The 24,006-nt window shown below is 58.7% G+C and carries 24 protein-coding genes; 10 read left to right on the forward strand and 14 right to left on the reverse strand.

What is annotated here, in order from left to right; translation table 11 throughout:
- Nucleotides 1-11: 11 nt before the first annotated feature.
- The 8 genes from mdcH to mdcA all read right to left on the reverse strand — a co-directional run bounded on the left by mdcH (nt 12) and on the right by mdcA (nt 7,057).
- Nucleotides 12-908, reverse strand: coding sequence for a malonate decarboxylase subunit epsilon (mdcH, locus tag BFV67_RS20285; protein WP_023294708.1), 897 nt, complete (start codon nt 906-908; stop codon nt 12-14).
- The gene (locus BFV67_RS20290; protein WP_021242216.1) at nt 908-1,525 is read right to left on the reverse strand and encodes a malonate decarboxylase holo-ACP synthase; all 618 of its coding nucleotides are present in this window, start codon (nt 1,523-1,525) and stop codon (nt 908-910) included. The genes mdcH and BFV67_RS20290 overlap by 1 nt, the downstream gene beginning before the upstream one ends.
- Nucleotides 1,526-1,527: 2 nt before the next feature.
- The gene (locus BFV67_RS20295; RefSeq protein WP_069598838.1) at nt 1,528-2,487 is read right to left on the reverse strand and encodes an AEC family transporter; all 960 of its coding nucleotides are present in this window, start codon (nt 2,485-2,487) and stop codon (nt 1,528-1,530) included.
- A gap of 122 nt (nt 2,488-2,609) precedes the next feature.
- Nucleotides 2,610-3,410 carry a biotin-independent malonate decarboxylase subunit gamma gene (gene mdcE, locus BFV67_RS20300; protein WP_069598972.1) on the reverse strand — a complete coding sequence of 267 codons (801 nt, stop codon included), beginning with the start codon at nt 3,408-3,410 and terminating at the stop codon, nt 2,610-2,612.
- Nucleotides 3,410-4,243, reverse strand: coding sequence for a biotin-independent malonate decarboxylase subunit beta (locus BFV67_RS20305; RefSeq protein WP_045409163.1), 834 nt, complete (start codon nt 4,241-4,243; stop codon nt 3,410-3,412). Before BFV67_RS20305 ends, mdcE begins: the two co-directional genes overlap by 1 nt.
- Entirely contained in the window at nt 4,236-4,535 is a 300-nt protein-coding gene (gene mdcC / locus BFV67_RS20310) for a malonate decarboxylase acyl carrier protein (protein ID WP_023294711.1), read from the reverse strand. The genes BFV67_RS20305 and mdcC overlap by 8 nt, the downstream gene beginning before the upstream one ends.
- 9 nt (nt 4,536-4,544) lie before the next feature.
- Nucleotides 4,545-5,402: a triphosphoribosyl-dephospho-CoA synthase gene (locus tag BFV67_RS20315; protein ID WP_021242211.1), complete on the reverse strand. Its 858-nt coding sequence runs from the start codon at nt 5,400-5,402 to the stop codon at nt 4,545-4,547.
- Nucleotides 5,402-7,057, reverse strand: a complete 1,656-nt coding sequence (gene mdcA, locus BFV67_RS20320; protein WP_069598839.1) for a malonate decarboxylase subunit alpha — start codon at nt 7,055-7,057, stop codon at nt 5,402-5,404. Before mdcA ends, BFV67_RS20315 begins: the two co-directional genes overlap by 1 nt.
- 228 nt (nt 7,058-7,285) lie before the next feature.
- Between mdcA and BFV67_RS20330 the strand changes: the two genes are divergently transcribed.
- The 3 genes from BFV67_RS20330 to BFV67_RS20340 are packed head-to-tail and all read left to right on the forward strand — an operon-like array spanning nt 7,286 to nt 9,423.
- Nucleotides 7,286-8,308: a hydrolase gene (locus BFV67_RS20330; RefSeq protein ID WP_045909321.1), complete on the forward strand. Its 1,023-nt coding sequence runs from the start codon at nt 7,286-7,288 to the stop codon at nt 8,306-8,308.
- The gene (locus tag BFV67_RS20335) at nt 8,305-8,523 is read left to right on the forward strand and encodes a YheU family protein (RefSeq protein ID WP_008503016.1); all 219 of its coding nucleotides are present in this window, start codon (nt 8,305-8,307) and stop codon (nt 8,521-8,523) included. Before BFV67_RS20330 ends, BFV67_RS20335 begins: the two co-directional genes overlap by 4 nt.
- Nucleotides 8,524-8,553: 30 nt before the next feature.
- Nucleotides 8,554-9,423, forward strand: coding sequence for a phosphoribulokinase (locus BFV67_RS20340; protein ID WP_008503017.1), 870 nt, complete (start codon nt 8,554-8,556; stop codon nt 9,421-9,423).
- Nucleotides 9,424-9,507: 84 nt separating this feature from the next.
- On the opposite strand, the gene BFV67_RS20345 is transcribed toward BFV67_RS20340, so the two are convergent.
- The gene (locus BFV67_RS20345) at nt 9,508-9,912 is read right to left on the reverse strand and encodes an OsmC family protein (RefSeq protein ID WP_023345019.1); all 405 of its coding nucleotides are present in this window, start codon (nt 9,910-9,912) and stop codon (nt 9,508-9,510) included.
- Nucleotides 9,913-10,223: 311 nt separating this feature from the next.
- Here BFV67_RS20345 and crp point away from each other — a divergent pair, with 311 nt between their 5' ends.
- Entirely contained in the window at nt 10,224-10,856 is a 633-nt protein-coding gene (gene crp / locus BFV67_RS20350) for a cAMP-activated global transcriptional regulator CRP (protein WP_000242758.1), read from the forward strand.
- Nucleotides 10,857-10,913: 57 nt separating this feature from the next.
- Entirely contained in the window at nt 10,914-13,001 is a 2,088-nt protein-coding gene (locus BFV67_RS20355; RefSeq protein WP_023345020.1) for a YccS/YhfK family putative transporter, read from the forward strand.
- On the opposite strand, the gene argD is transcribed toward BFV67_RS20355, so the two are convergent.
- From argD to ppiA, 4 genes are all read right to left on the reverse strand, one after another.
- Nucleotides 12,998-14,218, reverse strand: a complete 1,221-nt coding sequence (gene argD / locus BFV67_RS20360; protein WP_201258620.1) for a bifunctional acetylornithine/succinyldiaminopimelate transaminase — start codon at nt 14,216-14,218, stop codon at nt 12,998-13,000. The two genes, BFV67_RS20355 and argD, sit on opposite strands and share 4 nt — an antisense overlap.
- Nucleotides 14,219-14,303: 85 nt before the next feature.
- A complete protein-coding gene (gene pabA, locus BFV67_RS20365) occupies nt 14,304-14,867 on the reverse strand; it encodes an aminodeoxychorismate synthase component 2 (RefSeq protein WP_008503021.1) in 564 nt (187 codons plus the stop codon).
- A 30-nt stretch (nt 14,868-14,897) separates the two neighbouring features.
- Nucleotides 14,898-15,482 (reverse strand): putative adenosine monophosphate-protein transferase Fic, encoded by a 585-nt coding sequence (locus BFV67_RS20370; protein ID WP_023345022.1) that lies wholly within the window; start codon nt 15,480-15,482, stop codon nt 14,898-14,900.
- 105 nt (nt 15,483-15,587) lie between these two features.
- On the reverse strand, nt 15,588-16,160 hold the full coding sequence (ppiA, locus tag BFV67_RS20375) for a peptidylprolyl isomerase A (RefSeq protein WP_014885514.1): 573 nt from the start codon (nt 16,158-16,160) through the stop codon (nt 15,588-15,590).
- Nucleotides 16,161-16,438: 278 nt separating this feature from the next.
- Here ppiA and tsgA point away from each other — a divergent pair, with 278 nt between their 5' ends.
- Nucleotides 16,439-17,623 (forward strand): MFS transporter TsgA, encoded by a 1,185-nt coding sequence (gene tsgA, locus BFV67_RS20380; RefSeq protein ID WP_023345023.1) that lies wholly within the window; start codon nt 16,439-16,441, stop codon nt 17,621-17,623.
- An 18-nt stretch (nt 17,624-17,641) separates the two neighbouring features.
- Here tsgA and BFV67_RS20385 read toward each other — a convergent pair whose 3' ends face one another.
- Nucleotides 17,642-18,943, reverse strand: coding sequence for a cytosine deaminase (locus BFV67_RS20385; protein WP_008503025.1), 1,302 nt, complete (start codon nt 18,941-18,943; stop codon nt 17,642-17,644).
- 239 nt (nt 18,944-19,182) lie between these two features.
- On the opposite strand from BFV67_RS20385, the gene nirB reads away from it, so the two are divergent.
- The 4 genes from nirB to BFV67_RS20405 all read left to right on the forward strand — a co-directional run bounded on the left by nirB (nt 19,183) and on the right by BFV67_RS20405 (nt 23,871).
- Nucleotides 19,183-21,726, forward strand: a complete 2,544-nt coding sequence (gene nirB / locus BFV67_RS20390; RefSeq protein WP_063436672.1) for a nitrite reductase large subunit NirB — start codon at nt 19,183-19,185, stop codon at nt 21,724-21,726.
- Nucleotides 21,723-22,049: a nitrite reductase small subunit NirD gene (nirD, locus tag BFV67_RS20395; protein WP_008503027.1), complete on the forward strand. Its 327-nt coding sequence runs from the start codon at nt 21,723-21,725 to the stop codon at nt 22,047-22,049. The genes nirB and nirD overlap by 4 nt, the downstream gene beginning before the upstream one ends.
- A gap of 134 nt (nt 22,050-22,183) precedes the next feature.
- Nucleotides 22,184-23,557, forward strand: coding sequence for a siroheme synthase CysG (cysG, locus tag BFV67_RS20400; RefSeq protein ID WP_023326222.1), 1,374 nt, complete (start codon nt 22,184-22,186; stop codon nt 23,555-23,557).
- 143 nt (nt 23,558-23,700) lie between these two features.
- A complete protein-coding gene (locus tag BFV67_RS20405; protein WP_008503029.1) occupies nt 23,701-23,871 on the forward strand; it encodes a YhfL family protein in 171 nt (56 codons plus the stop codon).
- Nucleotides 23,872-24,006 lie beyond the last annotated feature (135 nt).

The following is a 24,006-nucleotide window of genomic DNA, read 5'->3' on the forward strand; positions in this document are numbered from 1 at the left end:
GGGCTAAACCATCACGCACGGAGTCGCTTCGCCAGATGTACCGCCACGTCCACCCCGCTGCGCTCCAGTGAAATCGTCTCTCCTTCCCACGGCGCCTGACGCGTCAGGCAGGTCAGTACGCCGCCGGGGGGCATCTCGATCGCCAGCCGGGCTTCGCGTTCATTCGCTGAAATCATCGCCTCCTGCCAGCGCACCGTACGCGCCATGTTCATCGCCAGATCGTCGGCGATCTTTTCCGGCTGCCACAACACGCGCCCGGTGCTGCCGCTCAGGTAGGCGCAGCGTGGGCGTGAAAGCGTGACCGATTCAAACGCCGTTGCCAGCTTTTGCGCGGGTGCTGTCAGCAGTTCGCAGTGCGACGGCACGCTGACCGCCAGCCGTTTGGCCTTGCTCGCCCCTTTCGCCAGCGCGCGCGACGCCGCCTCCGCCATCCCTTCATCGGTTCCGGCAATCACGATCTGCGTTTCGGCATTCAGGTTGGCAATGTAGGTCCCGGTGCCCTGGATAAGGTCTTCCACCTGCGGCAGAGTGAGCCCCATAATTGCCGTCAGGCCGTAGCCGTGCGGATACGCCTGCTCCATCAGATCGCCACGCAGCGCCACCAGCTTCAGCGCATCCGTGAAGTCCAGCGCGCCTGCAATGACCGCCGCCGGATAAGCGCCGATGGACAGCCCGCTGACGATATCCGGCGCCACGCCGCGCCGTTCCAGCTCGCGCGCCCAGGCCACGCCTGCAATTAGCAGGCAAAGCTGAACCGCGCGGGTATGGCTTAACGCGTCTGCGCTATCCAGCGTATCCACTTCGGTGCCAAGCACCTCACGCGCCTGAGCCAGTTCCGTTCCCGGCAGGTTTTGCAGCATGCCTTCGTGCTGCGTGCCCTGCCCCGGAAAGGTAAACACTATTTTCATCACTCCTCCCTGCGCCACGGATCCGCCACCAGGCGCGGTCCACGGCGGGTTTTCAGCAGCGTTTTGCCGTCGCGCAGCCACTCCGCCAGCGCGAAACCGCCCTCGGGCGTATCCACCTGCGTATCGGCACGACACAGCGCACGGCTTAGCCGGGACTGCCACGTCGTCAGGGCGTCCGGTGAGATCGGCAGCGGAGCGCGGATAAGCAGATCGAGATCGCTGTCGGCATGGATCACCGGGATACCGGTCGCCAGCGCGTAGCCGGTACTGCCGGTAATGCCCCACGTCCACGGCCACGCCTGCTGAGAAAGCTGAAGCGCCACCTGAACGGGTGGCTGAGTCACAAAGGGCGAGCGCAGCAGTTCGGCCGCAACGCTCAGATCTTCTGGTGAAACCACGCGTAACACGTTTTCGGGCTTCCCCCATCCGGCCGCCCGCTGGTCGCGACGTAAACCGCGCACGCCAACGGGGATCCGGCCTTCGCTATCCACATCACGCCGCACCACCACCGGCAGGCCGGTATGCCAGGCGGCCTCCACCCAGGATTCAGTGATGCCTTCCAGCGCATCGCGGGAAGTAAGCCAGATAAGGTCGTGCGGGCGTAATGGGGTGGTCATGGTTACATTCCTGAAGTTAGCGAGATAAACAGCGGCAGCGACAGGATACACAGGACGGAGCTTAACAGCAGCACGGCTTCTGCATCCGGCGACTGCACGCCAAAGCGGTTACCGAACACGACGCCGAAGAAGCCCGCAGACAGCGCAATCATCAGGATAGCGGTGATCGCCACGGAGCCGTGCAGACCAAAGATCAAGACGATACCCCAGGCAATGGCTGGCTGAATCAGCAGCTTGGCGATCGTGGAGGTGATGACCATGGTATTAATCTGCAGCTTACGGGCAGAGAGGATCACCCCAGTCAGGAACAGCGCTGCAGCGGTCGCGGACAGCCCCAGCGGTTTGATCGCCGCCAGCACCAGCTCCGGCATTTTGATGCCGATGGCGGACAAAATCACGCCCAGCAGCGGGCCCAACACGATCGGTTTTTTAATGGAACGCCACATCAGCACCGGCAGCATCGAGAGCGTTGAGCCGGAGCTATTGCCTTCAGCGCGCGCTTTTTCACGCTCCAGAATGAGCAGGCAGAACGGGGTCATCAGCACCGAACCGCAGGCGATGGAGACCGCGACGGAGAGCGACGTAGAGGAACCTTCGCCCAGCACGCTGCCCAGAATCGGCAGACCCAGCGCTGCATAGTTGGGCAGCGCGACGGTGAGCGTCAGCACGGCCGCATCCTGTGGCGATTTCTTAAAGACGCCGGTGGCGAGGAAATAGATGACCGCATAGGTGATCCACATCGCCAGCGTCAGCACCAGGATCAGCGGCGACTGGGCAACGATGCCGGTCCACGGGGTTTGCACGGTGGCACTGAACAGCGCGGCAGGGAGTGCAAAATCCATTACGAAGATATTAAGCAGGGAAACATTTTTGTTATCGACCATCTTTGCCTTGCCGGCCCAGAATCCCAGCAGCATGATGACGAAAATCGGTGCAAGAGCATGAACAATTACGTAAGTCATAAATCACCTGTAGTAAAAAAGTTTTAGCACTGGCGCGATGATTATTATTTTCAGGATGCAGGTTCCCGCGTGGGCGCTGTCACGCGCCCACGGGTTGATGCATCTGGCAGGTCTCTTTTTACTTACCAGCTGGCTCGCATACGTTCGCGTACGAGCGCCGAGCTGCGGCGATTGTCAGCACCCAGACGGTTTTTCAACGTGGTGTCCTGACGAGCGTCACTGATGGCCTGTTGCAGGGTGGATTTCACCAGCGTCAGATCGTTATCGGAGGGGGCATCCGGGTTGCTGATATCCAGCAGGTTAGAGAGCAGCCCCAGCGTGGCGTAGTTGCTGATGTCGTAGGCCATTGGCGGAATGGTCGCCGCCAGTTTTTCCAGCGCCTCGACGGTACGCAGCGTGATGCGCGCCGCAGACTCTTTGCCCATCGCGTGGATCAGCACGCCTTTGTCGTTAAAGGCGATCAGACGGTTAGCCTGGTAGCCGTGCGCCAGGAACGCGCCGGACATCGCCTTGCCGACGATAAGCCCAATCACCGGGTGACCGGCCAGGCGGGCATTCGCATAGGCTGCTGCCGCACTGGCCAGCGCCTGATGAATCCCAAACGCCTCTTCGCGTCGGCCATAGGCCTGGCTTGGGACGTCGATCACCGCCACAATCGGGCGCTTCACGGGTTTGTCAGCATCCGCCGCGACGGTTTCACTGACCACTTTCGCCAGGGTCCAGCCTTCCAGCAGCCCCACTTCCCCTTTCGCCGCACGCGGGAAGTGGTTGTTGGCATCCGGCACCACGGCAACAAAGCGCACCGCCTCGCCGTTCAGCTCGCCGTCTGCCGCCTGGACGGACGGGCATAGCCCCTCGATACGTTTGGCGTTCGGGGCGAGGATGTCCAGCCAGCGTTCGCCACGGCTTATTGCGTTACTCATCATTTCACCTCCCGGGCAAAAAGCGCGTTAATCTGTTCGGCATCAGCCTGTTTGCGGGTGTCGAAATTCGTCAGACGGTTCAGGTAATCGTCGTAGTTATCGGTGCGATGTTTCGCGGGAACGCCTTTAGCAATCGCGTCGTTCATCGCCTGTTTCACCGCGTTGATACCGTCGTCGACGAGCGCATCCACCAGCCCGCTTTGATAGCGCACTTCACCGCCGGTCATGCTCCAGATAAACGGACGATCGCGGGAGTCGTACTCCTCAATGCCCGCCTCCTGTTCGATAACCTGCGGGCCGTTGAGGCCAAGACGCGCTTCGCGGGTCACGATCAGGTAGCTGCAGAGCGCCGCCGCGATGGACATCCCACCGAAGCAGCCCACGGTTCCGGCCACAATGCCAATAACCGGCGTGTAGCGACGCAGGTCCACAATCGCCGCGTGAATATCGGCAATCGCCGCCAGACCGAGGTTCGCCTCCTGCAGACGCACGCCGCCGGTTTCGAGGCACAGTACCGCCTGAGTCGGAATGCCGTTGCGGTTATCCTCCGCCGCCAGCTCCAGCGCCGCCGCCATTTTGGCGCCGGACACTTCGCCCATGCTGCCGCCCTGGAACGCGCCTTCAATCGCCACGACGACGGCAGGCTTGCCGTTGATGGTGCCCTTCGCCACCACCATGCCGTCGTCCGCCTGCGGCACAATGCCCTGTGGCCCAAGCCACGGAGAAATAATGCCTTCAAACGGATCCAGCAGTTCGCGGTAGCTGCCCTCGTCGAGCAGGGCCTGCGCGCGCTGGCGCGCTTTCAGTTCGATAAAGCTGCTGTCATCACGCATGGCTCACCCCCTCAAAAACCTGTTCGATGCGAATGCGCGCCACGCCCGGCGTCGCGCCGAAGTCGTGGATGGTCAGCTTCCCTGCGGGCAGGCTGCTGACGGTTTGCAGACGGTTGAACAGCGCCTCCCAGCGCCCCCGGCTGTTGTCCACGGAGGTGGTGATATCAATGGTTAACGTCTGGCCCGGTTCGGCGGTGAAGAGCACCTCCATATCCCCGGAACCGACTACCCCTGCCAGCGCCCTGCCGCTTAACGTGCGGCTGGCTGGCACGGTCAATGTGATTTTTTCCATAACATCCTCTTAATGCTTTGAATTTGGCGTTTCGATGCGGTCGAGAAACAGCGTGGCGGCAAGCAGGTCGGCAGCGCCGCCCGGTGAGGCGTTGAGCGCCAGCATCTGACGGTCTAACCTCGCCAGCGCCTGCTGGCCCGCAGGCGTTGCGCTGCCGCCGGCATTCAGCACCGCACGGGCGCCGTCCTGCATAGCATCAAGCCCTTCCATTCCGGCACGTGACAGCACGCAGGTGTCGGTGAGTGAGGTCATGATGGCCATCAGCGCGTCGAGCCTGGCGTGCGTTTCGCTGCTGCCGTTGAGGCGGCTCAGACGAAGCTGCGGCAGCGCGCGCTGCATAACGTGCGGGAACGCCTGCTGCGCCTCTTCACGCGCGCCCGGCACGCGGTAACGGTGCGTGGCGCGCAGGCCTTTACTGAACACCTTCGGCGCCGCGTCGTCCGGCAGTCTCGCCAGCTGTGCGGCGGTGCGGGCGACGTCTTGCGCCCTGGCATCACCGCCGAGCATCGCCACCGCGCTGACCAGCAGCCCCAGCGCCCAAATCGCGCCGCGATGGGTGTTTACGCCACCGGTTGCGGCCATCATCTGCTGCTCGCCTTCGCGACCGAGTCGCCCGACGGTTTGCCGAAGTGCGATATCTGCCGGGCGCTGCCAGCTTTGCAGCGCCAGTGCCTGAAACGTGGAGGTCAGGCTGTGCGCGGAGCACTCCATCAGCGCAAGGGATAAATCGTGGTGCGCGCCGTTCCCCCGACTGTCCACCAGACCGGGTTTCGGGCTTAAACGTGCTTCGTCAATCAGACACTGCGTGGCGGTTCGCGCCAGCCATTCGGCACCGCCTTCAACCTGAATCTGGGGGAGAAGTTTCATTACCAGCTCCGGAATTTCGCAGGTGGGTTATAGAGACCGCCGGACCATTCCACGAGATCAGACACGCTGCCTGCCGCCAGCAGAGAGCGGGTGGCATCAGTGCGGCGAATCCCCAAATCTTCCGGATAGAGCACCTTGCCGCTCTGACGCAGTTCCGCCACGCGTTTGGCATCCACGCCCAGACCGATGTCGGTGATCCCCGCGACGGCGGCGACCATGGCGCGACGCTCTTCCAGATCTTTCGCCCGATAGAGGTAGGCAATCCCCTCTTCCGTCAGCACGTGGGTGACGTCATCGCCGTAGATCATCACCGGCGCCAGCGGCATACCGGAGGCTTTCGCCACGTCAACGGCATCGAGTTTTTCCACGAAGGTCGGCTTCACGCCCGCCTGGAAGGTTTCCACCATCTGCACGACGAGTTTTTTGCCGCGCTGCATTGGGTCAGGTTCGGTGATCATGTTCAGCCAGGCTGGCGTGGCGTGGCGACGACCGTGCGGGTCGTGACCCATGTTTGGCGCACCGCCGAAGCCGGACAGACGACCGCGGGTCACGGTTGAGGAGTTGGCGTAGCCGTCCACCTGCAGCGTAGAGCCGATGAACATATCCACCGCGTACTGACCTGCCAGCTGGCAGAACGCGCGGTTGGAGCGCATGGAGCCGTCGGCACCGGTAAAGAAGACGTCCGGACGCGCGCGGATGTACTCTTCCATCCCCAGCTCGCCGCCGAAGCAGTGCACGCTCTCGACCCAGCCGCTTTCAATAGCCGGGATCAGCGTCGGATGCGGGTTCAGCGTCCAGTGTTTACAGATTTTGCCTTTAAGGCCGAGCTGTTCACCGTAGGTAGGCAGCAGCAGCTCAATCGCCGCAGTGTTAAAGCCGATCCCGTGGTTCAGGGACTGCACCTGGTGTTCCGCATAAATACCCTTGATGGCCATCATCGCCATCAGGATGTGTTCCTGTTTAATCAGGCGCGGGTCGCGGGTAAACAGCGGTTCGATAAAGAACGGCTTATCGGCCACCACCACAAAGTCAATCCACGAACCCGGAATGTCCACGCGCGGCAGGTCACACTCGTCATCCACCAGCTCGTTCACCTGCGCGATGACGATGCCGTCATGGAACGCGGCGGCTTCCACCAGCGCCGGGGTATCTTCGGTGCTCGCCCCGGTATAGAGGTTGCCTTTGCGGTCAGCTTTAAAGCCAGCAATCAGCGCCACGTTGGGCGACAGGTCGACGTAGAGACGGGAGTAGAGTTCGATGTAGGTGTGAATCGCGCCGATTTCGAGCTGACCATCCTCCAGCAGTTGGGAGATGCGCAGGCTCTGCGTCCCGGAGAAGGAGAAATCCAGCTTGCGGGCGATGCCTTTCTCAAAGATATCCAAATGTTCGCTACGGCCAACGCTCGGCATGATCATATGCAGGTCGTGGACGATCTGCGGGTTCACTTCGGCCAGCGAGCGGGAAAGGAAATCGGCCTGCTTCTGGTTGTTACCTTCCAGCACGACCTTGTCGCCTGGCGCGATCAGTTTTTCCAGCATGGCGACGAGATCGCCGGTTGGCAGTACCTTGCCCTGCACCGGTACGGAGGCCAGACGACGCGCTTTTTCGCTGCGTCGCGTGTTCCATTGCCGGGTGGGTGTTTGCCCAGATAACATTATTAACCTCCTGATTCAGATAATCATTTTGATTTGCTTAACGTTGAGTAGAGTGTGCGCTCTGGTGAGAAAGGCATCAATTAAGCGTAGAGGTGAATCATTAGCCTGAGAGTAATAATCAAGGTAAATATTTGTGATCGGGATCAGTTCATGTTTCGGAAAACCAGGCTAAACGGGGTACAATTCGGAAAGTATCGTTAATTTCCGACAAGAATCAGCATCGCGCTTATGACCCAAATCATTCCATCAGGCTTCGAGATTGCAGCCGAAGACAGCACTGAGTTCGTGCCTATGCGCGGCGTCGCCAATCGCCATTTGCAGACCATGCTGCCGCGACTGATCCGCCGCAAGGTTCAGTTCACCCCACACTGGCAGCGGCTAGATCTGCCAGACGGTGACTTTCTGGATCTCGCCTGGAGCGAAGCGCCGGATCAGGCTCGACATAAGCCGCGGCTGGTGGTTTTTCACGGTCTGGAAGGCAGCCTGCACAGCCCGTATGCACACGGGCTCATTGAGGCGGCCAAAGCGCGCGGCTGGCTCGGCGTGGTGATGCATTTTCGCGGCTGCAGCGGCGAGCCGAACCGGCAGAAGCGTATCTATCACTCGGGTGAAACAGAAGACGGCACGTGGTTTTTACACTGGCTGCGGGACAACTTTGGCACCGTGCCCACCGCGGCCGTAGGCTACTCGTTGGGCGGAAATATGCTGGCCTGCCTGTTAGCTAAAGAAGGGGAAAGCGTCCCGCTGGATGCCGCCGTCATCGTCTCCGCCCCGTTCATGCTGGAGCAGTGCAGCTACCACATGGATAAAGGCTTTTCCCGCGTCTATCAGCGCTACCTGCTCAACCTGCTGAAGGCCAACGCGGCGCGTAAGCTGAAGGCCTACCCGGACACCCTCCCGGTCAGCCTGCGCCAGCTGAAAAAAGTGCGCCGCATACGCGAATTCGACGATCTGATCACCGCGAAAATTCACGGCTTCGCCGATGCAATTGACTATTATCGTCAATGCAGCGCCATGCCGCTGCTCAGCAAGATCACGCAGCCAACGCTGATCATTCACGCCAAAGATGACCCTTTTATGGATCATCACTCGATTCCCGCTCAGGAATTCCTGCCCGACAACGTTCACTATCAGTTGACCGAGCACGGCGGCCACGTCGGGTTTATCGGCGGCACGCTGCGCCGCCCGAAAATGTGGCTTGAGACGCGTATTCCTGACTGGCTAACCCCTTATCTGGACGGTGCAACATGATTATTCCCTGGCAGGATCTGGCTCCCGAAACGCTCGATAATCTGATTGAAAGCTTTGTATTACGCGAAGGCACCGATTATGGTGAACAGGAACGCTCGCTTGAGCAAAAGGTCAACGATGTAAAGCGCCAGCTGAAAAGCGGCGACGTGGTGCTGGTGTGGTCAGAACTGCATGAGACGGTCAATATCATGCCCCGCAACGCGTTTCACGGCTGATCTTCCACCCTTTTCAGTCAGGGAGTTGCTATGTCTGCCAGACATCCGGTTATTGCCGTTACGGGGTCGAGTGGTGCGGGAACCACCACCACCAGCCTCGCATTTCGCAAGATTTTCGCCCAGCTGAATCTCCGTGCGGCGGAGGTCGAAGGCGACAGCTTTCACCGCTACACGCGCCCGGAGATGGACATGGCCATCCGTAAGGCGCGCGATCTGGGTAAACACATCAGCTACTTCGGTCCGGAAGCCAATGACTTCGGCCTGCTGGAACAAACCTTTATTGAGTACGGCCAGAGCGGTAAAGGGCAGTCCCGCAAGTATCTGCATACCTATGATGAAGCCGTTCCCTGGAATCAGGTGCCTGGCACCTTTACCCCCTGGCAGCCCCTGCCGGAACCTACCGACGTGCTGTTCTACGAAGGATTACACGGCGGCGTGGTCACGCCGCAGCACGACGTGGCGCGCCACGTGGATCTGCTGGTTGGCGTGGTGCCTATCGTTAACCTGGAGTGGATCCAGAAGCTGACGCGTGACATGAGCGAGCGCGGCCACTCGCGCGAAGCAGTGATGGATTCGGTGGTGCGCTCCATGGAAGACTACATCAACTTCCTGACGCCGCAGTTTTCCCGCACCCATATCAACTTCCAGCGCGTGCCGACGGTGGACACCTCCAACCCGTTCGCGGCCAAAAGTATCCCATCCCTGGATGAGAGCTTTGTGGTGATCCATTTCCGCAATCTCGAAGGCATTGACTACCCCTGGCTGCTGGCGATGCTGCAGGGCTCGTTTATTTCTCACATGAATACATTAGTCGTACCGGGCGGAAAAATGGGGCTGGCGATGGAGCTCATCATGACGCCGCTGGTGGAGCGACTGATGGAAGGGAAACAGATCGCGTGAGTTTTTTGCCCGGGGCGCTGCGCTTACCGGGCCAACGGTCGTGCTTTTGTAGGGCGGGTCAGCGAAGCGCCACCCGCCAAAACATTAAGCCTCGATCACTTCATACGAATGGGTGATGTTTACCGCTTTCTCCAGCATTAACGCCACAGAGCAGTACTTCTCCGCAGACAGGTCCACCGCACGTGAAACCGCCGCGTCTTTCAGTTCTTTACCGGTGACCACAAAGTGCAGATTGATGTGGGTGAACAGGCGTGGCGCCTCTTCGCGGCGTTCTGACGTGAGTTTGACCTCACAATCCGTCACGTCATGACGGCCTTTTTGCAGAATCGACACCACGTCAATGGCACTGCATCCCCCTGCCGCCATCAGCACCATTTCCATTGGGCTGGGCGCTTTATCGCCGGAGTTACCATCCATCAAAATCTGATGTCCTGACGCGGACTCGCCCAGGAACGTTAAACCTTCAACCCACTTCACGCGCGCTTGCATATTCTTAAACTCCAACGTTGCATTTTTGGTGACAGATTACGCGTGCGTTACATTTCTCGCAATGGAAGGCGACCTGCATCATGCTGAAGCGAGACACCAGGAGACACGCGGCGAAAGCTATGCTAAAACACTCAGGATGCTACAGTAATACATTGACGTTACACATGTATGCAGAGGACATCAAACTTTACTGGCTGCGAAACGTTACGGTAGCCGACTTCCCAGGGTATGGGTAAGAATTCGATTGCAACCCCAGAGTCCGGATGCATCTGATGACTCTGGTGACAGCTTATAACAGAGGATAACAGCGCATGGTGCTTGGCAAACCGCAAACAGACCCGACTCTCGAATGGTTCTTGTCTCATTGCCACATTCATAAGTACCCATCAAAGAGCACGCTGATTCACCAGGGTGAAAAAGCGGAAACGTTGTATTACATCGTTAAAGGCTCGGTGGCAGTGCTGATCAAAGATGAAGAAGGGAAAGAGATGATCCTTTCTTATCTGAACCAGGGCGATTTCATCGGTGAACTGGGCCTGTTTGAAGAGGGCCAGGAACGTAGCGCCTGGGTTCGTGCAAAGACAGCATGTGAAGTGGCTGAAATTTCTTACAAGAAGTTCCGTCAGCTGATTCAGGTTAACCCTGACATTCTGATGCGTCTCTCTTCCCAGATGGCGCGCCGTCTGCAGGTCACCTCAGAGAAAGTGGGCAACCTCGCCTTCCTGGACGTGACGGGCCGCATCGCACAAACTCTGCTGAACCTGGCGAAACAGCCGGACGCCATGACCCATCCGGACGGCATGCAAATTAAAATTACCCGTCAGGAAATTGGTCAGATCGTCGGTTGCTCCCGTGAAACAGTGGGCCGTATCCTGAAAATGCTGGAAGATCAAAACCTGATCTCCGCCCACGGTAAAACCATCGTGGTTTACGGAACGCGTTAATTCCGCTTAAACGGCGTGCCATCGCAAGGTGTCACGCCGTTTTTGTCTCTACTCCTCATGTGGCGCAGGCTGATCTATCACCCGGAAGTTAACTACGCACTGCGACAAACGCTGGTGTTGTGTCTACCCGTGGCCATCGGCCTGATCCTCGGACACCTTCAGCAAGGCCTGCTCTTTTCCCTCGTGCCCGCCTGCTGCAACATTGCTGGCCTGGACACACCGCATAAGCGCTTTTTCAAACGTCTGATCGTGGGCGGCTGCCTGTTTGCTGGCTGTAGCCTTGCCGTACAGCTTTTACTGGCCCGGGATATCCCGCTGCCGCTGATCCTGACGGTGCTGGCGATGACGCTCGGCGTCACGGCGGAAATCAGCTCGCTGCACGCCCGCCTGCTACCCGCCTCGCTGATTGCGGCCATCTTCACGCTGAGCCTCGCCGGGAATATGCCGGTGTGGGAGCCGCTGCTGATCTACGCGCTGGGGACACTGTGGTACGGGCTGTTTAACTGGTTCTGGTTCTGGCTGTGGCGGGAACAGCCGCTGCGCGAATCCCTGAGCCTGCTCTATGTGCAGTTGGCGGAATACTGCGAAGCCAAATACACCCTGCTCACCCAGCATACCGATCCGGAAAAAGCCTTACCGCCGCTGCTGACGCGCCAGCAGAAGGTGGTGGATCTGATAAGCCAGTGCTATCAGCAGCTGCATATGCTCGCCGCCAACAAGAACCACGAATACAAACGGCTGCTGCGCACCTTCCAGGTAGGCCTGGATCTGCAGGAGCATATCTCCGTTAGCCTGCACCACCCGCAGGAGGTGCAAAAGCTGGTTGAGCGCAGCCACGCCGAAGCGGTGATCCGCTGGAACGCGCAGACCGTCTCGGCACGCCTGCGCGTGCTGGCTGACGATATTCTCTACCACCGCTATCCCACGCGCTTTAATATGGAAAAACAGCTCGGCGCGCTGGAGAAAATCGCCCGTCAGCATCCGGATAACCCGGTCGGCCAGTTTGCCGCCTGGCACTTCAGCCGCATCGCCCGCGTGCTGCGCACCCAGCGCCCGCTTTATTCCCGCGACCTGATGGCGGATAAACAAAAACGGCTTCCCCTGTTGCCCGCGCTCAAAAGCTATCTGTCTCTCAAATCGTCCGCCCTGCGCAATGCCGCACGAATTAGCGTGATGCTCAGTATCGCCAGCCTGATGGGCATGGCGCTGCATCTGCCGAAGCCCTACTGGATCTTAATGACCGTGCTGTTCGTCACCCAGAACGGCTACGGCGCCACGCGGGTGCGTATTCTGCACCGGGCGGGCGGCACCATGGCCGGGCTGATCATTGCAGGCGTAACGCTGCACTTCCACGTGCCGGAAGGCTATACCCTGGCAGGCATGCTGGCGATCACGCTGGTGAGCTACCTGATTATCCGCAAAAATTACGGCTGGGCGATGGTGGGCTTTACGGTGACGGCGGTATACACCCTGCAGCTGCTTACGCTGAACGGCGAACAGTTTATTGTCGCCAGGCTGATTGATACCCTGATCGGCTGCCTGATTGCCTTCGGCGGCATGGTCTGGCTGTGGCCGCAGTGGCAGAGCGGGCTGCTCAGGCAGAACGCCCACGACGCGCTGGAGGCCGACCAGCAGGCCATTCGCCTCATCCTGAGCGACGACCCGCAGCCCTCCCCGCTGGCGTATCAGCGCATGAAGGTCAACCAGGCGCACAACGCTCTGTTCAACTCGCTCAACCAGGCGATGCAGGAGCCGGGCTTTAACTCACATTATCTGGCCGATATGAAGCTGTGGGTAACGCACAGTCAGTTTATCGTTGAGCACATTAACGCCATGACGACGCTGGCGCGCGAGCATACGATGCTGACGCCGGATCTGGCGCAGCGCTATTTGCAGTCGTGTGAAATTGCGCTGCAGCGCTGCCAGCAGCGTCTGGAGTATGACTCGCCGGGCGAGTCGGGGGATTTAAATATTCTGGAAGCGCCGGAGACGTTAACCCACGGGCCAATGAGCACCCTGGAGCAACACTTGCAGCGCGTGCTGGGGCATCTGAACACCATGCACACCATTTCGTCGGTGGCATGGCGTCAGCGTCCGCATCATGGGGTTTGGTTAACGCGCCGGTTGAAACGAACCGAATATTAGCCTTTAACGATCTTTGCAACCGCCGCGGCAAAGCGGGTTAAGCCGTCTTCGATGTCTTTGTCTTCCACCACCAGCGACGGCGCAAAGCGCATCACGTCCGGCCCGGCGTTGAGCACCATCACCCCTTCGCGAGCGGCGGCGTGCAGGAAGTCGCGCGCGCGGCCCTTGTACTGCGGCTTCAGCTCGGCGCCAATCAGCAGCCCCATCCCGCGGATCTCGCTGAACACGTCGTACTGCTCGTCAATCTGCTTCAGGTGCTTCACAAACAGCTCGCGCTTCGCGCTAACGCCGTTTAGCACCTCTGGCGTGTTGATGATGTCGAACGCGGCCCCCGCTACGGCGCTCGCCAGCGGGTTACCGCCGTAGGTAGAGCCATGAGAACCGACGTGGAACGCGGAGGCGATCTCCTGCGTCGTCAGAACCGCACTTACCGGGAAACCGCCGCCGAGCGCTTTCGCGCTGGTCAGAATATCCGGCGTCACGCCGTAGTGCATATAGGCAAACAGGTCCCCGGTACGCCCCATCCCGCACTGCACTTCATCAAACACCAGCAGCGCCTGATGCTCGTCGCACAGCGCGCGCAGCCCTTTCAGGAATTCCGGGGTTGCCGCGGTCACGCCGCCTTCCCCCTGAATAGGCTCGACCACCACCGCGCAGGTGTGGTCGTCCATCACCGCTTTCACCGCGTGCAGATCGTTAAACGGCACGTGGATGATGTCGGCCGGTTTCGGACCAAACCCGTCGGAATACTTCGGCTGGCCGCCAACGGAGACGGTAAAGAAGGAGCGTCCGTGGAAGGCATTGTGGAAGGCGATGATTTTGGTTTTGTACGGGCTGTGGCGCGTGGTCGCGTAGTAGCGCGCCAGCTTAAAGGCGGTTTCGTTGGCTTCGGTGCCGGAGTTCATAAACAGCACGCGCTCGGCAAACGTGGCATCAATGATCTTACGGCCCAGGCGCAGCGCCGGTTCGTTGGTGAACACGTTGCTGGTGTGCCACAGGGTTTCACCCTGGGTTTTCAGCGCCTCCACCAGCGCGGGATGGCAATGACCCAGCGCCGTGACCGCAATACCGCCCGCGAAATCCACATACTCCTTGCCCTGCTGATCCCAGACGCGGCTGCCTTTCCCCCTCACCGGGATAAATTCAGCCGGTGCATAAATCGGCAGAATCACTTCATCGAATGTCGCGCGGGTAATTGCTGGTTGTTCAGTTGCCATGTCATGCCCATCCATTTATGTCACATTGATTGTGAAAATATAATCACAAAATATGCATAAAAAATCACAGCAAGGCAACAGATATTCAGCGATGGAGGAAATTTGCCAGCAGCGCGTGCCCCTGCTCGCTGAGGATGCTTTCCGGATGGAACTGCACGCCTTCGAGATCCCATTCGCGATGTCGAATCCCCATGATCTCCTGCGTATCGCTCCAGGCGGTCACCTCAAAGCCGTCGGGCAGCGTCGACGGGTCAATGACCAGGGAATGGTAGCGCGTCACGGTTAACGGATTATTGAGCCCCGTGAACACTCCGGTGCCCGTGTGGGTGACCGGCGAGGTTTTGCCGTGCATGACTTTGGCGGCGCGCACGATGGTGGCACCAAAGGCCTGAGCAATCGCCTGATGGCCCAGACAAACGCCGAGGATCGGCAGCTTGCCGGCATAGTGCTGGATAACCTCCAGCGAAATACCTGATTCCGACGGCGTGCAGGGGCCGGGTGAAATCACGATTTTCTGCGGAGCCAGCGTCTCGATATCGGCCAGGCCAATCTCGTCGTTACGTCGGACAACCACCTCTGCACCCAGTTCGCAAAAATACTGGTAAAGGTTCCAGGTGAAGGAATCGTAGTTATCAATCAGCAGAATCATGGCGGCTCCCGAAAAAAATGCCGCCCTATTCTACTCAGATTCCCGCGCTTCGCTCACTACTTTGGCAAAGATCGCGTTTAGCGCGGTTAAATCCCCCGTTGCGCCGCTGCGGTTAGCGGACACCCACTCCTCGGGATCGATATCGCGCCAGTCCAGTGAATAGCCCGCATGGAGCGCCAGCTGCTCAAAGAAAACGCGCTGAGCAATACCGTTACCACTCGAAAAAGGATGCAGCATGTTGATTTCACAATAATAATGGCTAATTTTTTCAATGAACGCCGCTTTCTCAAGGCCAGCCAGATACTTTTCGCTTTCCAGTGCCGCCATCAGTTCATTACCCATCTTCTCGATGTATTCGAAATGGCAGAAGGGAATATCACCTTTGAAAATATCGTCGGTCCGGAACTCACCTGCCCGCTTCATCTCTCTGCGGTAGAGATGGCGGTGAATAAGGCACAGATGGGGTAACCCGGGCGCGGAAGGCCCAAGCGCCAGGCTCTCAATGTCGGGATCCGATGGACCATTACCTTTCTCAAGGAGACAACTGGCCTGAAAGTTGACGCTACGCTGCTGCTCCCAAAGACGGGATTTTTGCTTGTCGGTGAGTTTTTTCACTTAACGCCTCCCTGAATAGTCCGTTTGCCACAAGTATAAGCAGCAAAACGCGCTTTCGCAGGGAGGGGTCACAACACGGGCGAGCCTCGCCCGCGTCGAAGAACGTTACGGCAGAACTTTTGCGGAGAGGATCACGACAGGTTTGGACGGCACATTCTGATACGGACCGACGTCATGGGTAGGCACCTGAGAAATCTTATCGGCCACGTCCATCCCTTTCACGATTTTACCGAACACCGCATAGCCGAAGTCGCGCTGGCCGTGGTCGAGGAAGGCGTTATCCGCCACGTTGAGGAAGAACTGGCTGGTCGCGCTATCTTTGTCTGCGGTACGCGCCATAGAGATCGTGCCGCGTTTGTTCAGCAGGCCGTTGTCCGCTTCGTTTTTGATTGGCGGGTTCGGCTGTTTCTGCTGCATCTGCTCGTTGAAGCCGCCACCCTGAATCATGAAGCCCGGGATCACGCGGTGGAAGGTGGTGTTGTTATAGAAACCACTGTTCACATAGTCGAGGAAGTTTTTCACAGAAACCGGAGCTTTCTGGCTATTCAGTTCCAGCTCAATATTCCCGGCGGAGGTGGTCAGCAGAACGTGAGGGTCCCCTTTTGCTGCCAGCGCAGCAGGGGAAACGGCAGAAAGAGCAAACACAGCTGCGACAGCCGCCAGTGTTGATTTGAGCATGAGAATTCCTTAACAAAGCGCAGTATAAAAAGCGAATGGCTTGATTCTAAAGAGCAGTATGAACGTAGACCAGCCTTTTACCTAATTTTACGAAATTGAAACAATTATTACTGCGCAAACGATTGGTTAGACCGCCACTTAATGTGATTTAGATCACATTAAAACCTGCAATGACATAATCATTACCCTTAAAAGATAGGAATGGATCACTTTAGCGACTAAAATCTGCCCGCTCTCAGCGCCCCTTCGGCGCTTTTCTTTTTTTGAACAGGCCAGACATGACTAACAGCAATCGCATCAAGCTCACATGGATCAGCTTCTTCTCCTACGCCCTGACCGGCGCGTTGGTGATCGTCACCGGGATGGTGATGGGGAATATCGCAGACTACTTCCAGCTGCCCGTTTCCAGCATGAGCAACACCTTCACCTTCCTCAACGCAGGGATCCTGATCTCTATCTTCCTGAATGCCTGGCTGATGGAAATCGTGCCGCTGAAAACCCAGCTTCGCTTCGGCTTCGTGCTGATGGTCTCCGCCGTGGCGGGTCTGATGCTCAGCCACAGCATCGCCCTGTTCTCAGCCGCCATGTTCGTGCTCGGCCTGGTCAGCGGGATCACCATGTCGATCGGGACGTTCCTGATTACCCATATGTATGAAGGCCGCCAGCGCGGCGCGCGCCTGCTGTTTACCGACTCCTTCTTCAGCATGGCCGGAATGATCTTCCCGATGGTCGCTGCCGTTCTGCTGGCGCGCAGCATTGAGTGGTACTGGGTCTACGCCTGCATCGGTCTGGTCTACGTTGCAATTTTCATTCTGACCTTCGGCTGCGACTTCCCGGTTCTGGGTAAAAAAGCGCAAACCACGGCAGAGCCTGTGGCGAAAGAGAAATGGGGTATCGGCGTGCTGTTCCTCTCCATCGCCGCCCTGTGCTACATCCTGGGCCAGCTGGGCTTTATCTCCTGGGTACCGGAATACGCCAAAGGTCTGGGCATGAGCCTGAACGACGCGGGCAAACTGGTGAGCGATTTCTGGATGTCCTACATGTTCGGCATGTGGGCGTTTAGCTTCATCCTGCGCTTCTTCGACCTGCAGCGCATTCTGACCGTGCTGGCGGGCCTGGCGACCGTGCTGATGTATCTGTTCATCAACGGTTCGCCGGAGCATATGCCGTGGTTCATTCTGACCCTGGGCTTCTTCTCCAGCGCCATTTATACCTCGATCATCACCCTGGGCTCTCTGCAGACCAAAGTGGCCTCGCCGAAGCTGGTTAACTTCGTTCTGACCTGCGGCACCATCGGCACCATGCTGACCTTCGTGGTGACGGGCCCGATCGTTGCCCACAGCGGCCCGCTGGCCGCGCTGCACACTGCGAACGGTCTGTACGCCGTGGTGTTCATCATGTGCTTCATCCTGGGCTTTGTGACCCGCCACCGCCAGCACAACGCGGCAGCGGCATCGCACTAAACCCTGCGCCCCTTTGCATTACGCAGAGGGGCTGTTTCTGGCGAAACTGACCTCTTCTCCTCCGGTATCCATCTGGATCCAGGTCTGCGCCAGCTGCGTAGTGGCAATAATCCGCCCCTGACGAATCGACCAGCGCACCGGCACCTGACAGCGCACCGCTTCAAACCCACTCTCCGCAGGCAGAATAATCAGGTTTGCCGGATTTCCCGTTTCAATACCGTAATCGCTCAGGCCGAAGGTACGGGCGCTGTTATGGGTGATCAGGTTCAGGCCGCTGTCGATTTGCGGATAGCCCATCATCTGGCAGACGTGCAGCCCCATATGCAGCACCTGCAGCATGTTGCCGGTGCCGAGCGGGTACCACGGGTCGAAGACATCGTCATGACCAAAGCAGACGTTAATACCTGCTTCCTGCAGTTCTTTCACGCGGGTGATGCCGCGACGCTTCGGATAGTCATCAAAGCGCCCCTGCAGGTGGATGTTGACCAGCGGGTTCGCGACGAAGTTAATCCCCGACATCTTCAGCAGACGGAAAAGCCGCGAGGTGTAAGCGCCGTTGTAGGCGTGCATGGCGGTGGTGTGGCTGGCCGTCACGCGCGGGCCGATGCCGGCCTCGTACGCCAGCGTGGCCACCGTCTCGACAAACCGCGACTGTTCGTCGTCAATTTCATCGCAGTGGATATCCAGCGGGCGGTCATACTTCTTCGCCAGCTCAAAAGCGATGTGCAGCGACTGGACGCCGTACTCACGGGTGAACTCAAAATGTGGGATCGCCCCCACCACGTCGGCCCCCAGTTTTAACGCCTCTTCCAGCAGCGCCGCGCCGTTCGGGTAAGAGAGAATACCTTCCTGCGGAAACGCGACGATTTGCAGCGTTACCCACGGGGCCACCTCCTGCTTCACCTCCAGCATCGCCTTCAGGGCGGTAAGCGTTGGGTCAGAGACATCCACATGGGTGCGGACAAACTGAATGCCGTTAGCGATTTGCCACTTCAGCGTTTTCCAGGCGCGTGCTTTCACATCCTCGTGGCTGAGCAGCGCCTTGCGCTCCGCCCAGCGTTCAATGCCTTCGAAAAGCGTGCCGGACTGGTTCCAGTTCGGCTCCCCCGCCGTCTGGGTGGTATCAAGATGAATATGCGGCTCGATGAACGGCGGGAGAGCAAGCCCACCGCGCGCGTTCAGTACCTCATAACTTTCGGCGTGGGTATCGTCCATGGGGGTGATATCACCAAAACGCCCGTTCTCGATGGCAAGTTGCCACAGCCCTTCCCGACCCGGTAAACGCACATTCTGAACAAGCCATAACGGTGATGTAGACATAACTTTCCCCTAATAAACGCAGCTGATATTCAGGCGTATCGATTTTTGCAAAACCGCCCCTGATTTGTACACAAATTCAACGAACACGAAAAGCCTGCGATTTCCGCCACTTATAAAAATCCTGACAAATCAGTCATATACCACCTAAGGAGTAGGCGAAGGCGTATTTGATTTGCATCAATAAGCGCCCCTGCTGAATCGTTAAGGTAGGCAATAATAGAAAAGAAATCGAGGCAATAATGAGCAAAGTCAGACTCGCTATCATCGGTAACGGCATGGTCGGCCACCGCTTTATTGAGGATCTTCTCGATAAAGCCGATGCTGAGCAGTTCGATATTACCGTGTTCTGTGAAGAACCCCGCAAGGCGTACGACCGTGTGCACCTGTCTTCCTACTTCTCCCATCATACCGCCGAAGAGCTCTCTCTGGTGCGTGAAGGTTTCTACGAGAAGCATGGCGTAAAAGTGCTGGTGGGCGAACGCGCTATCACCATCAACCGTCAGGAAAAAGTGATCCACTCCAGCGCCGGCCGTACGGTTTTTTACGACAAGCTGATCATGGCGACTGGCTCGTATCCGTGGATCCCGCCGATTAAAGGCTCGGAAACGCAGGATTGCTTCGTTTACCGTACCATTGAAGACCTCAACGCCATCGAATCCTGTGCGCGTCGAAGCAAACGCGGTGCGGTTGTTGGCGGTGGCCTGCTGGGTCTGGAAGCGGCGGGCGCGCTGAAAAACCTCGGCGTTGAAACCCATGTCATCGAATTTGCGCCGATGCTGATGGCCGAACAGCTCGACCACATGGGTGGCGATCAGCTGCGCCGTAAGATCGAAAGCATGGGCGTGAAGGTTCACACCAGCAAAAACACCAAAGAGATCGTTCAGGAAGGGACTGAAGCACGCAAAACCATGCGCTTTGCTGACGGCAGCGAGCTGGAAGTGGACTTCATCGTCTTCTCCACCGGCATCCGCCCGCGCGACAAGCTGGCGACCCAGTGCGGCCTGGCCGTCGCGCAGCGCGGTGGGATCATGATTAACGACACCTGCCAGACCTCCGACCCGGATATTTACGCCATCGGCGAATGCGCCAGCTGGAACAACCGCGTATTCGGTCTGGTCGCGCCCGGGTACAAAATGGCGCAGGTCGCCGTGGATCATATCCTGGGCAGCGAAAACGCCTTCACCGGCGCAGACATGAGCGCCAAGCTGAAGCTGCTGGGCGTGGACGTAGGCGGTATTGGCGATGCGCATGGCCGCACGCCCGGCGCGCGCAGCTATGTCTATCTCGACGAAAGCAAAGAAGTCTACAAACGTCTCATCGTCAGCCAGGACAACAAAACCCTGCTCGGCGCGGTGCTGGTGGGCGACACCAGCGACTTCGGTAACCTGCTCCAGCTGGTGCTCAACGCCATCGAGCTGCCGGAAAACCCGGACGCGCTGATCCTCCCGGCGCATGCCTCCAGCGGCAAGCCGTCCATCGGCGTGGATAAACTGCCGGACAGCGCGCAGATTTGCTCTTGCTTCGACGTCACCAAAGGCATGCTGATCTCCGCGATCAACAAAGGGTGCCACACCGTTGCGGCGCTGAAAGCGGAAACCAAAGCCGGTACCGGCTGCGGCGGCTGTATTCCGCTGGTCACCCAGGTGCTGAACGCCGAGCTGGCGAAACAGGGCATCGAAGTGAACAACAACCTGTGCGAGCACTTCGCTTACTCTCGCCAGGAGCTGTACCATCTGATCCGCGTGGAAGGCATAAAGTCCTTCGACGAACTGCTGGAGAAACACGGCCAGGGTTACGGCTGTGAAGTGTGTAAACCGACCGTCGGCTCCCTGCTGGCGTCCTGCTGGAACGAGTACGTGCTCAAGCCCGAGCATACGCCGCTGCAGGACACCAACGACAACTTCCTGGCCAACATCCAGAAAGACGGCACCTACTCCGTGATTCCACGCTCTGCCGGTGGCGAAATCACGCCGGAAGGGCTGGTCGCGGTGGGCCGTATCGCACGTGAATTTAACCTCTACACCAAAATTACCGGCTCCCAGCGTATCGGCCTGTTTGGCGCGCAGAAGGACGACCTGCCGGAAATCTGGCGTCAGCTGATTGAAGCGGGCTTCGAAACCGGCCACGCGTACGCCAAAGCGCTGCGCATGGCAAAAACCTGCGTGGGCAGCACCTGGTGCCGCTACGGCGTCGGCGATAGCGTGGGCTTCGGCGTTGAGCTGGAAAACCGCTACAAAGGCATCCGTACCCCGCACAAAATGAAGTTCGGCGTCTCCGGCTGTACCCGCGAATGTGCGGAAGCGCAGGGTAAAGACGTGGGTATTATTGCCACCGAAAAAGGCTGGAACCTGTATGTATGCGGCAACGGCGGGATGAAACCGCGCCATGCGGACCTGCTGGCGGCGGATCTCGATCGCGACACGCTGATTCAGTATCTCGACCGCTTCATGATGTTCTACATCCGTACCGCCGATAAGCTGACCCGTACCGCCTCCTGGCTCGATAACCTCGAGGGCGGCATCGACTACCTGAAATCGGTCATTATCGACGACAAGCTGGGCCTGAACGAACATCTGGAAGCGGAGATGGCGCGCCTGCGCGAGGCGGTGATCTGCGAGTGGACGGAAACCGTCAACACCCCGGCGGCGCAGACGCGCTTCAAACACTTTATCAACAGCACCCAGCGCGACCCGAACGTACAGGTTGTGCCGGAGCGCGAACAGCATCGTCCGGCCACGCCGTATGAACGTATTCCGGTCACGCTGGTGGAGGAAAACGCATGAGCCAGTGGGTAAACATCTGCAATATTAACGACATTCTCCCCGCCACCGGCGTCTGTGCGCTGCTGGGCAACGAGCAGGTGGCGATTTTCCGCCCTCGCCACGATGAACAGGTCTTTGCTATCAGCAACATCGACCCGTTCTTCGAGGCCAGCGTGCTCTCCCGCGGACTGATTGCCGAGCATCAGGGTGAACTGTGGGTCGCCAGCCCGTTGAAAAAGCAGCGTTTCCGCTTAACCGACGGACTCTGCATGGAAGATGAAAGCTTCTCGGTCAAACACTACGACGTCCGCGTGAAGGACGGCGAGGTGCAGCTGAAAGCGTAACCCCTCGCCTTTTCAATAGGAAAGGCTTATGACCCCTTATGGGTAACGGCAGGAAAAACCGTATGTTCTGTACGATTCCTGCTGTTATCCTGACGTCAATTCTTCCCCCGCCATGAATGCTGTGAGGTAACGTCGTGGATCACCTGCCGATTTTTTGTCAATTACGCAACCGCGACTGCCTGCTCGTGGGCGGCGGCGACGTGGCCGAGCGCAAAGCGCGCCTGCTCTTAGAGGCTGGCGCCCGCCTGACCGTGAATGCCCTTTCCTTCGCCCCCCAGTTTGAGGTTTGGGCCCAGGAAGGGATGCTCACGCTGGAACAGGGCGCGTTTAATGAATCCCTGCTGGACACCTGCTGGCTGACCATCGCCGCGACGGATGACGATGAAGTGAACCAGCGCGTGAGCGACGCCTGCGAGGCGCGCCGTATCTTCTGCAACGTGGTGGATGCGCCGAAAGAAGCCAGCTTTATCATGCCGTCGATTATCGACCGCTCGCCGCTGATGATTGCGGTCTCGTCCGGGGGACGTTCGCCGGTTCTCGCGCGTCTGCTGCGGGAAAAACTGGAAGCCCTGTTGCCCCAGCATCTTGGCCAGATTGCGCATTATGCCGGGCAGCTGCGCTCACGCGTGAAGCAAACCTTCGCGACCGTGGGCGAGCGCCGTCGCTTCTGGGAAAAATTCTTTGTGAACGACAGGCTGGCGCAGTCGCTGGCGAATCAGGACACCAAAGCCGTTGAAGAGACGACCGAACAGCTGCTGAGCGAACCGCTGGACCATCGCGGCGAAGTGGTGCTGGTAGGCGCAGGCCCTGGAGATGCGGGTTTGCTGACGCTGAAAGGGCTACAGCAGATCCAGCAGGCGGATATCGTGGTGTACGACCGTCTGGTCTCCGATGACATCATGAACCTGGTGCGCCGCGACGCCGACCGCGTTTTCGTGGGCAAGCGCGCGGGCTACCACTGCGTGCCGCAGGAGGAGATTAACCAGATCCTGCTGCGCGAAGCGCAAAAGGGAAAACGCGTGGTGCGCCTGAAGGGGGGCGATCCGTTTATCTTTGGACGCGGCGGTGAAGAGCTGGAAACCCTGTGCGACGCGGGTATTCCGTTCTCCGTGGTGCCCGGCATTACGGCGGCGTCCGGCTGTTCAGCGTACTCTGGCATTCCGCTGACCCACCGCGACTACGCTCAGAGCGTGCGTCTGGTGACGGGCCACCTGAAGACCGGCAGCGAGCTGGACTGGCATAACCTGGCCGCCGAAAAGCAGACGCTGGTGTTCTACATGGGGCTAAACCAGGCCGCCACGATTCAGGCGAAGCTGCTGGAGCACGGTATGAATGCGGATATGCCCGTCGCGCTGGTCGAAAACGGCACCGCCATTACGCAGCGCGTGGTGAATGGCGTGCTGACGCAGTTAGGCGAGCTGGCGCAGCAGGTCGAAAGCCCGGCGCTGATTGTGGTGGGCCGCGTGGTTGAACTGCGCGACAGGCTGAACTGGTTCTCCAATCACTAACGCATATTCTCCCTTCCTGGAGTAGTCCTTAAGCGGACTACTCCCCTCTTACCGCTACCGATAACATACCGCCCCGAAGTGGAACTTTTCCCTTTATTCCCTTGAGTTACATCCAATTTTCGTTTTAAAGACAAGGAATGCGTATGTTCAAACTGGCAAAGGCCGCCGTTCTGGTTGGCCTGTTATCGACGCTGACGGCCTGCACCGGTCACGTACAGAACACCAAAAATAACTGCAGCTACGATTACCTGCTGCACCCGGCGATCTCCATTTCGAAGATCATCGGTGGTTGCGGCCCGGCGGCACAGCAGTAAGCGTTTTACAGGCGTAAAAAAACCGGGATATCCCGGTTTTTTAGTTTTGGAGAGTGTGTTTTTTGTCGGGTGGCGCTGACGCTTACCCGACCTACACGGTCCCGTAGGCCGGGTAAGGCGAAGCCGCCACCCGGC

The sequence above is a fragment of the Enterobacter roggenkampii genome, assembly GCF_001729805.1.
GTDB lineage: Bacteria > Pseudomonadota > Gammaproteobacteria > Enterobacterales > Enterobacteriaceae > Enterobacter > Enterobacter roggenkampii.

Coding starts and splice junctions, on each gene's coding strand:
- BFV67_RS20290 (WP_021242216.1), bottom strand. CDS start 1,525: ATGACCACCCCATTACGCCCGCACGACCTTATCTGGCTTACTTCCCGC.
- mdcE (WP_069598972.1), bottom strand. CDS start 3,410: ATGAGTAACGCAATAAGCCGTGGCGAACGCTGGCTGGACATCCTCGCC.
- BFV67_RS20355 (WP_023345020.1), top strand. CDS start 10,914: ATGTGGCGCAGGCTGATCTATCACCCGGAAGTTAACTACGCACTGCGA.
- BFV67_RS20305 (WP_045409163.1), bottom strand. CDS start 4,243: ATGCGTGATGACAGCAGCTTTATCGAACTGAAAGCGCGCCAGCGCGCG.
- BFV67_RS20330 (WP_045909321.1), top strand. CDS start 7,286: ATGACCCAAATCATTCCATCAGGCTTCGAGATTGCAGCCGAAGACAGC.
- BFV67_RS20335 (WP_008503016.1), top strand. CDS start 8,305: ATGATTATTCCCTGGCAGGATCTGGCTCCCGAAACGCTCGATAATCTG.
- BFV67_RS20345 (WP_023345019.1), bottom strand. CDS start 9,912: ATGCAAGCGCGCGTGAAGTGGGTTGAAGGTTTAACGTTCCTGGGCGAG.
- BFV67_RS20295 (WP_069598838.1), bottom strand. CDS start 2,487: ATGACTTACGTAATTGTTCATGCTCTTGCACCGATTTTCGTCATCATG.
- mdcA (WP_069598839.1), bottom strand. CDS start 7,057: ATGTTATCTGGGCAAACACCCACCCGGCAATGGAACACGCGACGCAGC.
- BFV67_RS20405 (WP_008503029.1), top strand. CDS start 23,701: ATGTTCAAACTGGCAAAGGCCGCCGTTCTGGTTGGCCTGTTATCGACG.
- BFV67_RS20385 (WP_008503025.1), bottom strand. CDS start 18,943: ATGTCTACATCACCGTTATGGCTTGTTCAGAATGTGCGTTTACCGGGT.
- tsgA (WP_023345023.1), top strand. CDS start 16,439: ATGACTAACAGCAATCGCATCAAGCTCACATGGATCAGCTTCTTCTCC.
- pabA (WP_008503021.1), bottom strand. CDS start 14,867: ATGATTCTGCTGATTGATAACTACGATTCCTTCACCTGGAACCTTTAC.
- mdcH (WP_023294708.1), bottom strand. CDS start 908: ATGAAAATAGTGTTTACCTTTCCGGGGCAGGGCACGCAGCACGAAGGC.
- BFV67_RS20340 (WP_008503017.1), top strand. CDS start 8,554: ATGTCTGCCAGACATCCGGTTATTGCCGTTACGGGGTCGAGTGGTGCG.
- nirD (WP_008503027.1), top strand. CDS start 21,723: ATGAGCCAGTGGGTAAACATCTGCAATATTAACGACATTCTCCCCGCC.
- ppiA (WP_014885514.1), bottom strand. CDS start 16,160: ATGCTCAAATCAACACTGGCGGCTGTCGCAGCTGTGTTTGCTCTTTCT.
- BFV67_RS20315 (WP_021242211.1), bottom strand. CDS start 5,402: ATGAAACTTCTCCCCCAGATTCAGGTTGAAGGCGGTGCCGAATGGCTG.
- argD (WP_201258620.1), bottom strand. CDS start 14,218: ATGGCAACTGAACAACCAGCAATTACCCGCGCGACATTCGATGAAGTG.
- crp (WP_000242758.1), top strand. CDS start 10,224: ATGGTGCTTGGCAAACCGCAAACAGACCCGACTCTCGAATGGTTCTTG.
- nirB (WP_063436672.1), top strand. CDS start 19,183: ATGAGCAAAGTCAGACTCGCTATCATCGGTAACGGCATGGTCGGCCAC.
- mdcC (WP_023294711.1), bottom strand. CDS start 4,535: ATGGAAAAAATCACATTGACCGTGCCAGCCAGCCGCACGTTAAGCGGC.